Genomic DNA, 2,844 nt, shown 5'->3' with positions numbered 1-2,844 from the left:
GGGAATATTGGTCACGTAAGTGACTTCAAAGGTTAAAATTGCACCATGGAGCGCTAGCGCCCCGTTATCGCCAAAGGCAAAAGCAATATTTTGCAAGCGGCATGTTTCAACGGTATTGTCAAGATTGGGATTGGCACGGAAAATCTCTTCAACTTGCCAAGCTAATTGATCAACATAGCCAGCTCCATCTTCACATGTTGCATAGCATTCGATATCAACGGTTAAAACGCGCCGCCTTAAGCCAAAATCATGTCCATCTTCGATGGTTTCGTTTCGCGTTGAGATATTAATGGCCGGCATTGCTTCAATAAATAAATTGAAGTCACGCATATTGAAAACATTATCGCCAGCTGTTGTCTTGGCTGCTTTTATCAAATCAACAAATGTTTCTCTTATCGTTTCGCGCGGATGCATAAAGGCTCCTATTAGAACAAATTGATATTTAATTATTTTTATTGTATTTGTGGATACATTTTGATATACATTCGTTATGGCAATAAATATCAAAATTCATGGCATAAACTGGGATAAGGTAACTGTCCAAAATGTGCTAAACATGGAGTTTCTAAAAAAGAAATTGAGTATTTATTCACCGAACTTGGAAATCTCGTCATAAAGAACGACCCAAATGTTAAAGAAGAGCGTTTCAGAGCTATTGGTAGAAGTTATAACGAAAGATATATTTTTTTAGTTTTTACCTTAAGAATGATAAAAAACGAACTGTTTGTGCGTCCTATTAGCGCCCGTTATATGCATCAAAAGGAGATTGATTTTTATGAAAACCTCTAAATTAAAACAGATACCTGTTTTCAAGACGGATGAAGAAGCAGAAAACTTTGTTGATACTGCCGATCTTACAGATTATGACTTAACCAGTTTTAAACCCGTTCATTTCGAATTCTTACCTAAAGAAGCTTCTATCAATATTCGCTTGCCTCAAGCGCTTATGAAAGCTTTAAAGGAAAAAGCGAAAAAACAAGCTATTCCTTACACACGCTATGTTAGGCATCTGATTGAACGAGATTTACGAAAAAGTCATCGTGGTTAGTGTATCCTTTATAGAGGATAATAGAAAAGATAGAGTTAAAACATGAACAATAATCATTATACCTATCGTGTTTTTTGGTCACCAGAAGATGAGGAATATGTTGGTTTGTGTGCAGAATTTCCATCCCTTTCATGGTTAGATGTTCAAGCAGAGAAAGCTTTAAAAGGTATTATGAACCTCGTTTCAGAAGTTATTGAGGATATGCAATATAATGCAGAAAAAGTTCCGATACCTTTGTCACATGGCAAATGAAGTTGAAATCGTAGATTATCATTGATCTGTAGGAGGTCGAGATGAAAAATTATATTGCTATTCATCTCGGAGAAATTTTACGAGAGGAATATTTAAAAGAATATGCTCTCTCTGCTTATGCTCTTGCAAAAGCATTGAATGTTCCACGCACGAGAATAGAACGTATTGTTGCGGAAAATAGTCCAATAACTCCAGATACAGCTCTCAGATTGGCTTCCTTTTTTGATACGACAGCCGAGTTCTGGCTTAATATGCAAGCAGCTTATGATGTTCATATTTTGCAAGCAAAAAAAGCAAACGAATTTGCAAAAATTAATAAATATGGGTATACAATATTATTGAATTATATCATAACTTAATTAGAGCTTTACATCATCTCATCAGAGATTGATATTCGCGAATCCTTTTTCTGTGTGATGAAACAGACATATTTTTACTATCTACTAAAACTGAATTCTTATCAAATCTCTCATAAATATTTTCATGCTTCTTATTAATGATTTCCTTTTTAGCACGCGGATTTGATCCTATGTACTTATTGAGACGGTTTGTACTTTGCACATGTTTATAAAAAGTGACCGGAAGATAATGATCTAACTGTTCAGGAGATAAAAAAAGATCATCTGATTTACATAAGGTACCATCAATATTATCCTTATGTAATTTATTTAATTTATCAGATTCGCAATAGAGTTTTTTAGCTAGAGCCAAACTAAAAATTCCACATTCAGAAACACTTCGTTGAATATCCATCTCTGCCATAGAAAAATGATAATTAGGCAATTGATTTTCTTCAAGAGCTATTTTTACCCTCATTGCTAACATCGTCGGCAGCATATGCTTGAATGCTACAGGTTCGAATAATATCAAGGAGGTTTGATGATTGATAGTTTTATGATCAAGTACTGCAAAATGGATATTGTCATCCCCGAGATTAACTATTATCCTAGAAGATTGAATCCCATCATCAATTGTGTTTTTTATTAATGCCGGAACCTCTTCTGGTGTTGCAGAGTATCTAAGACTCATCTGTGGATATTTTCTATTCGCTTGTTCTACTAGGGAAGGCATCATTTTGAGATCTATGTTCCCATAAAGTGTATTAATCCAAACGCCAGTAGTGATGTCATTCTCTAGATGTGTAATAATATTTTCTAACTTTTCATCATCTCCAAATGTAAAATTGTGTATTTTTCTATGTATGTCCGTCTCTTTTTTGGGGGATACAACAACAACTTCTTCTTCTTTTTGTTTTGAACAACAGATTATTTTTAGTAAATTTCTCAGCTTGGGCATAACTAATCTTTCCATTAATGATCAGCATGAGATAATAGTTGTATATTGGGGTTAAATAATGTCTTAATTGATCATCTTTCCATCTTTAAAAGCGGGAAGGAAGGTCATGTTTTTTTGAACTTAGCAATTTTTTAATGGGGTTATCCCAATTGGATTCGTAAATGCACACCAGGAAATCCATGTGATATGGCAGTTTTGAAGAATAAAAATCTATAAGAACTGCTAGAATCTTAACAATATTCAGCACA

The 2,844-nt window shown here is 34.2% G+C and carries 6 protein-coding genes; 4 read left to right on the top strand and 2 right to left on the bottom strand.

Annotation, left to right across the window (positions count from 1 at the left end):
- Positions 1-414: hypothetical protein (locus tag BN202_RS08600; RefSeq protein WP_019220239.1), on the bottom strand; the 414-nt coding region annotated here is incomplete at its 3' end.
- Positions 415-576: 162 nt separating this feature from the next.
- On the opposite strand from BN202_RS08600, the gene BN202_RS09575 reads away from it, so the two are divergent.
- Genes BN202_RS09575 through BN202_RS08585 form a run of 4 tightly spaced genes read left to right on the top strand, consistent with a single transcriptional unit; the run spans position 577 to position 1,659 of the window.
- Entirely contained in the window at positions 577-789 is a 213-nt protein-coding gene (locus tag BN202_RS09575) for a BrnT family toxin (RefSeq protein ID WP_244426446.1), read from the top strand.
- A complete protein-coding gene (locus tag BN202_RS08595) occupies positions 776-1,048 on the top strand; it encodes a CopG family antitoxin (RefSeq protein ID WP_019220238.1) in 273 nt (90 codons plus the stop codon). Before BN202_RS09575 ends, BN202_RS08595 begins: the two co-directional genes overlap by 14 nt.
- Before the next feature lie 42 nt (positions 1,049-1,090).
- Positions 1,091-1,300: a hypothetical protein gene (locus BN202_RS08590; RefSeq protein WP_019220237.1), complete on the top strand. Its 210-nt coding sequence runs from the start codon at positions 1,091-1,093 to the stop codon at positions 1,298-1,300.
- Positions 1,301-1,341: 41 nt separating this feature from the next.
- The gene (locus BN202_RS08585) at positions 1,342-1,659 is read left to right on the top strand and encodes a HigA family addiction module antitoxin (protein ID WP_019220236.1); all 318 of its coding nucleotides are present in this window, start codon (positions 1,342-1,344) and stop codon (positions 1,657-1,659) included.
- Positions 1,660-1,672: 13 nt separating this feature from the next.
- Here BN202_RS08585 and BN202_RS08580 read toward each other — a convergent pair whose 3' ends face one another.
- On the bottom strand, positions 1,673-2,611 hold the full coding sequence (locus BN202_RS08580; RefSeq protein WP_244426444.1) for a YopJ/AvrA family T3SS effector serine/threonine acetyltransferase: 939 nt from the start codon (positions 2,609-2,611) through the stop codon (positions 1,673-1,675).
- Positions 2,612-2,844: the final 233 nt, after the last annotated feature.

Origin of the sequence: Bartonella florencae (assembly GCF_000312525.1) — a bacterium.
Lineage (GTDB): Bacteria > Pseudomonadota > Alphaproteobacteria > Rhizobiales > Rhizobiaceae > Bartonella > Bartonella florencae.
This window is presented reverse-complemented; position numbering and strand designations above follow the sequence as displayed.